Here is a 6,607-nt window from a genome sequence, read left to right as displayed (position 1 = left end):
TGAAACAGGGGTTTTTACAATAATGCTGTATAAGGGGACTGAATCACAGGCAGTGTTCTCTAAGGAGTATGAGAACCTAACTGAGCAGGTTTATACAGTAAGTGCAGCAGATTTTGCTAACACTGCTCTTATAGGTGGAGAGGGTGAAGGTGCAGAGCGGACATTTGTAGCAATTACAAGTGGATCGGGAGAAACTCGACATGAGATTTTTGTGGATGCTAAAGACCTACGGGCAGAAGATTTTGGAGTGGATTATATCAATACGCTGATTTTTCGTGGGCAGAGCAAGCTAAATGAGCAAGTAATACGTTATTCCTTTGATACATCAGTTAACCCACATGGCAACCTGACTTATAAGGTAGACTTTGACCTTGGGCAGGTTGTTAAGGTTATTTCCAAAGCATGGGGTGTATCTATGACAACACGAATCGCTGAAGTGGAGGAGACATATGACGCGGACGGTCAAAGCATCAGCGTAGTATTCGGAAAGAGCGAGCTAACAATAGCTCAAAAAATTCGCTCTGATATGAGTGAGATTAAAACTGCATTATCTGCCCCAACTGGCATCTCTGATATTGCAGAAGCGTTAGGCAATGTGTCAGAAACACTTGGAGATATTCATGACCTTGACCCCAATATCCAAGGAGATACTGTTACCGATAGTATCAACAATCTGTTTGGGAAACTGCCCTCACTTGAGGTAATTGTTGGAGAAGGAACTATATCGATCGGCCAGTATGCCCTGCACCATATGAGTCCTGGAGATGCCTTTTACTTCACCTCGTGGAGCGGCAACAAATTCAGTGATCAGCCAAGCGATGACGGGCATGTCTTTTTGGTAAAGCATAGCGGGGATAACACGGGAAACGGATATCAACGGGCAATGGGATTTTTTATATCACGCAATACAATGACGTTTTATGTGATATCTGTTTTTGTGTTTAACAATCCGTCTGGTGAAGCGAACTGGTTAAATATTAATAACGATCCAATAACTACAGCACGGATTGCAAATGGAGCGGTCACTGGTACAAAGATTGCAGAACGAACGATTACAGCAACTAAAATCTCCTCTGCGTTTACTGATTACTCTATGACAGAACAAAACACAGGGCGTCTATGGATAGATGGTAAGCCAATATATCGAAAAGTTGTAAACCTCGGCTCCCTTCCCAATGCTACTCCTGGGAGCGTAGCCCATGGTATTGCAAACCTAAGTACAGTTGTTAGTTTATCTGGCTTTGCAACAAATGGCACCAACTTCTTGCCACTACCGCTTGCACGGTATAACAACTTCGCTTCACAAATCGGTCTTTATGTGGATAAAACAAATGTCGTTGTTGAACCAGGTATTGACCGGACAGATTATACGGGCTACGTGGTTATCGAGTATACGAAAACCATCTAGGAAGGAGGAATTTTTGTATGGAGAAAAGCGGATTTTTCAATTCATCCGATGGAGATAGAGTCTATGATGCCACGGATTTTGCAGCATACTTTGGAAGTCTTGTTTCAAACGGGATATTTTATAAAACAGCTACAAATCTGCAGGTATCACCAGGGATGGGATTGGCAGTAAGCGTGGCGGCTGGAAGTGCGTGGATTAATGGATATAGATATGAGAATACAGATGCGTTAAATATGCCTCTCACTACAGCGCACGGTAGCAATCCACGCATTGACCGGATTGTTGTTCGCTTAAGCCAAATCAGCAGGAATATTCAGCTTGCAGTTGTTACAGGGACTCCAGCTGCTACACCAGTGGCTCCAGACTTAACAAGAACCAGCGATGTATATGAACTCGGTATTGCAGACGTTCTTGTACCTGCTGCGGCTACATCAATTGCAGCAAATAACATTACTGATACCAGATTAAATACCAGCCTTTGTGGGTTGGTGAACTCATTGGTATCGGCGGTTTACGAGTGAGGTGAATTTCTATGGCAACCTATCAAGCGATAAATGCTTGTACATGGCGTAATGGCAGTTGGATTGCGGGTGTAACCGACTACGTTCGACAAGGGGTTTATGCCCCAGCCAATAATTATGAGAATGTTGGTGCCATGTTATTTGACCTTACAAGTATTCGAAATACCTATGCAAACTATTATCCTACCTCTGCCAGTATTCGTCTTGTTAGGATAGCTGCAGGTGATTGGGGTTCCGCTAGAACGATAACACTATATGCTGGAAATGCATATGGTTTGCCATCTCCTAGTTCGGGTACCAGCATATCCGGGAGTAGACCTACGAAAGTTACTTCTGGATATAGCTATACTGTTTCTGCCGGACAGGGTACAAAGGATATCGCAATTTCCACCGCACTCATTGATTCCATCGGTAGTGGAGCTAGTAATTGTTTATTCATGGATGCTGGCTCCAGCACACTAAACTATATGGGATTTCGAGCCAGAGATGATTTAAGCCAGATAGTGTTAACCATTAACTGGGCAATAAGAACCACAGCTTGTAGTGCTCCGACATCCTGTTCATTGAGTGCAACCCTCTCGGAGGACAATGTTACATTATCATGGAGTGGTGCTTCCGGTGGTACAAATAATGCCATCTCCTCCTACGAGATACAGTATAGTGATTCTGCTGACAACTTGAATTGGGGATCGTGGACAGCACTAACTACAGTAACCACCACGGCCACTAGTGGCAGCTTGTCAGTTGCACCACCATCAACACGGGGTAATTATCGTAGGTTTCGGGTGCGAACTCGGGGGACAGCAGGAGCAAGTTATTATTCAGGCTGGAGGGTATCGTCGAACTCTGTTCGCAGAAACACAGTTCCTAGCCCACCAACTACAGTGACTGCTACTCCAATCAATTATAGTGATGAAACAATCACGCTTACTTGGAGCGGTGCTTCTGGAAGTACGAGTGCAATCAAGGGATACCAGATTGCCAGTAGAACATCTACGGATAACAGCACATGGAGTCCGTGGAACGTTCTAACCATATTGGCCCTATCGGCTAGTGGAGGTAGTTATAACCCTAACGTGTCACGAGTTCCAGGAACATATACTCAATTTGGTGTATGGACGATAGATAATCTCGATGTCTACTCCTCGGAAAAAATCAGTAATAGCATTTACTGTGATATCACGGCTTGTGGAGCACCTACTGCTTGCTCGGTAAGTTCAACTTTAGCTGAAGGAAATGTTACTCTTTCATGGAGTGGTGCATCCAGTGGAGCAGGCAACACCATCACATCCTATGAGATTCAATATAGTGACTCGGCAGATAACAGCACATGGGGAGCATGGACAGCATTAACAATAGTGGTTACCTCAACAACAAGTGGCAGCGTAGTTGTTAGCCCACCGACAACTCGCGGTTATTACCGTAGGTTTAGAGTTAGGACACGTGGCACGGCTGGAGAGAGTTTTTATTCTGACTGGACTATATCTAGCAACACTGTCCGCAGAAATACACTGCCCATTCCGCCTACTTCTTTCACTGCTACTCCGCCAATATATGAGACGAATACAGTAACTCTTATGTGGAGCGGAACGATACCGGGAACCAGTGCCATCAAGCAATATGTTATTCAACAAGCTACATCAGCAGACGGTATAAATTGGTCGGTATATGAAGCATTGACTACTATTATTTCAAGTGCTACTTCAGGTACCCATCAGGTAAATGCTTCCCCGGTACCTGGAATGTATACCCGCTATCGAATAAGCGTAACAGATACACTTGATGCAGTTTCAAGCCATGTGGTTAGTAACACGGTAAAGAAAAACAGTCCGCCTGCTGCTCCGATCATCGTCAGTCCTATGACCGGAAAGTCTACTTATAACACTACACCACGCTTTATGATTACTACAGGCACTGAACCAGACGGTCAGACACAGATTGTGGAAGTAAAGATTGATTCAGGTGAGTGGGTTAATAGTGTGGATAATCCTGAGAGATTTTCTACGAGTGGCTATCTGGGAAATGGTGTTAGTACGGTGTACCAAGCGGAACCGCTTGCAGTAGGAAACCATACTGTAACCTTCCGCTGTCTTGATAGTGATATTGAGTCGGCAAGCACAGAAGTTGTCAGGACATTTACTATATTACCGCCACCTTTTGAAACGATTACTGCAAATGAGACTGTCGTAAAGGCAGCACATATTCAGACGCTTCGAACCGCTTTAAATATAGTGCTAAGTTATTACAACTTATCCCCTGTAATTTGGAGTGAAGAGATTATTGCGGGAAGAACAACAGTTAAAAAATGGCCATTTCACATTACTGAAATCCGAAAGGCTATTGATACTATCATTACAGTGGTTAATGGTTTTGACTCTTCTGCAGCATTTGATATACCACCTGTGACATGGCTCCCTATTGGAACAGGGCGTCCAAAGGCGGATGTGATGCAACAAATCCACGATCTTATACTGATGCTGTAAGGTGTGTGATACGGCAACAGCACTCTTGTATTTTACAGGGGTGCTTTTTTAAATACACAAATTAATGTAATGGAGGTGTTTACAGTGAAAGAGATTTGGAATTGGATACAGTTAGCTTTTGCGGCTGTTGGTGCTTTTCTTGTATGGTTTCTCGGCGGGTTTGACGGATTTCTATATACACTGGTCACTTTTGTAGCTATTGATTATCTGACAGGTGTCCTTTGTGCGATTACAGATAAAAAGCTGTCCAGCGAAATTGGTGCTAAGGGAATTTTCAAAAAGGTGCTCATCTTTGTAATGGTAGGTATCGCTCATATTCTTGATACACAAATTTTGGGGAGTGCAGGATACGATGGCAGCGCTTTGCGAACAGCGGTAATCTTTTTCTACCTAAGTAACGAGGGTGTATCCATTTTGGAGAATGCAGGTCATATTGGGCTACCCATCCCAGAAAAACTAAAGGCGGTTCTTAAGCAACTACATGGTCGTGATGAGGAACCTCCTAAGCCAGGTGATGAAATATGATTGACTTAACAAAAGCGGTAACGGTATTCATTGGTCGACGCGGTGAACACAATTACCGAAATATTGAGTTTGATGTATCAAGCCTACTGGAAAATAACTACCCAAGTGCCTCCTTAAATGCGATTTACAAAAGGCCTGATGGGGTTGCATATCCGGTAGTCACGAACTACGCTGATGGTGTCCTTACATGGCAGCCCAATGCAACGGACACATCATTTGTTGGTGTTGGTCGGCTTGAAATAAGGGTTACTTATGGTGATGTGGTTGGAAAGAGTGCAAGAATACTAACCATAGTCGAGGATGCTCTTGTGGATGGAATTGTTGAACCACCAGAACCTCCTGCACAGGAATGGTTAAATAAAGTGCTTTCGGCTTTAGCTGAACTGGATATTGATGAAATAAATAATCTGCTCAACCTCACTTATAATCTTTTAAACAACAACTATGATTTGCTAAATACAACACACAATTTGGTTGAGGATACCCGCGAAAATCTATATAGGAGGACAGGTATTCTACTCAATCATTTGCATCCAATAGAAACAGCTAGTGCACCGGATATGATTAGCCGGAGGGCAGCCATCACATTTAGCAATATGGCAAATGGAAACAATGTAGTAATTGGCACGATAACATATACTTTCGTTACAGCTTTGGGCAGTCCAGCTACAAATAATGTGCAGGTTCTAATTCAAGACACCCTTCGTAATACAGTTAAGACACTTGCTAGAGCTATAAGGGGCATTGATGACGAAATGAATATTGCCTATGGAACTGGGACTGATCCAAACCCAATTTGTACAGCTTACTGGACAAGTCAAAGGTTTTCCATAGGTAGTACTACCGTTGAGGCAGGTGAGAGCCTTTTTCTACTTGAAAGAGCAGAAAATGTGACTTCCGCAATACCTCTCTCATCCACAGCAACGGCTATTATTAGTGACTTCACCCGGTCGGCCTATTCAAGATATATTTTGTCGGGTAATGTCTCGGGTTCAGGCGGTGCAAACAGTGTTCGTGGTCCTTTGCACACGATATTACCTATTAATAGTGTGGTTATTGGCGGTCAGGGTGGAGAATTGTATACGACGGCTTATGATTGCCATTTGATAACTCTTTGTCGTCAATCGGATACTAGTGAAAAGGAACTGGACTTGTATATTTCCAATGATGAGGAGACATTCACTAGAATTCAACGGAGTACACCTGTCGGATCGAATACTTCAGCAGAATCCTTGCACATTCATATTCAAATGCGGCAGGCCAGAGTTCCAGCAGGTTATGGACTGTATATCTGTATGGGAAGTGATGGAACATCATCAAATGCTTATTGTGATTTAAAGTTTACCTATCACCTGTACCCTGTCCATCTTACACCTGAGCCAAATGATTAAATGTTGAGGTGATTATAATGAAATTATACAAACTAATACTTACGAACAATGCCTGCTACAAAGCAGGCAAAACAATAAAACCGAAGGGTATAATGGTTCATTCAACAGGGGCTAACAACCCATGGTTGAAGAGATATGTTGGTCCAGATGATGGTTTGCTCGGAAAGAACCAATACAATAATCATTGGAATCAGGATAAACCTGGAGGTCGTCAAGTTTGCGTCCATGCTTTTATTGGTAAGTTAGCAGATGGCTCCATTGCCACATACCAAACATTGC

General features: G+C 43.2%; 6 protein-coding genes. All 6 read left to right on the top strand.

All coding sequences use genetic code 11. The features are described 5' to 3' along the window. On the top strand, window positions 1-1,408 hold a 1,408-nt coding region (locus LHW48_10235; protein MCB5260826.1), incomplete at its 5' end, for a siphovirus ReqiPepy6 Gp37-like family protein. A 17-nt stretch (window positions 1,409-1,425) separates the two neighbouring features. Continuing rightward, entirely contained in the window at window positions 1,426-1,929 is a 504-nt protein-coding gene (locus LHW48_10230) for a hypothetical protein (protein MCB5260825.1), read from the top strand. 11 nt (window positions 1,930-1,940) lie between these two features. Beyond that, a complete protein-coding gene (locus LHW48_10225) occupies window positions 1,941-4,412 on the top strand; it encodes a hypothetical protein (GenBank protein MCB5260824.1) in 2,472 nt (823 codons plus the stop codon). Window positions 4,413-4,496: 84 nt separating this feature from the next. Then, window positions 4,497-4,937 (top strand): phage holin family protein, encoded by a 441-nt coding sequence (locus LHW48_10220; GenBank protein MCB5260823.1) that lies wholly within the window; start codon window positions 4,497-4,499, stop codon window positions 4,935-4,937. Continuing rightward, window positions 4,934-6,328, top strand: coding sequence for a hypothetical protein (locus tag LHW48_10215; protein MCB5260822.1), 1,395 nt, complete (start codon window positions 4,934-4,936; stop codon window positions 6,326-6,328). Before LHW48_10220 ends, LHW48_10215 begins: the two co-directional genes overlap by 4 nt. A gap of 17 nt (window positions 6,329-6,345) precedes the next feature. Next, window positions 6,346-6,607: amidase (locus LHW48_10210; GenBank protein ID MCB5260821.1), on the top strand; the 262-nt coding region annotated here is incomplete at its 3' end.

This window comes from Candidatus Cloacimonadota bacterium, from assembly GCA_020532355.1.
Lineage (GTDB): Bacteria > Cloacimonadota > Cloacimonadia > Cloacimonadales > Cloacimonadaceae > UBA5456.
Note: the sequence above shows the minus strand (reverse complement) of the source record. Positions and strands in the feature narration are given on the sequence as shown.

Coding starts and splice junctions, on each gene's coding strand:
- LHW48_10230 (MCB5260825.1), top strand. CDS start 1,426: ATGGAGAAAAGCGGATTTTTCAATTCATCCGATGGAGATAGAGTCTAT.
- LHW48_10225 (MCB5260824.1), top strand. CDS start 1,941: ATGGCAACCTATCAAGCGATAAATGCTTGTACATGGCGTAATGGCAGT.
- LHW48_10215 (MCB5260822.1), top strand. CDS start 4,934: ATGATTGACTTAACAAAAGCGGTAACGGTATTCATTGGTCGACGCGGT.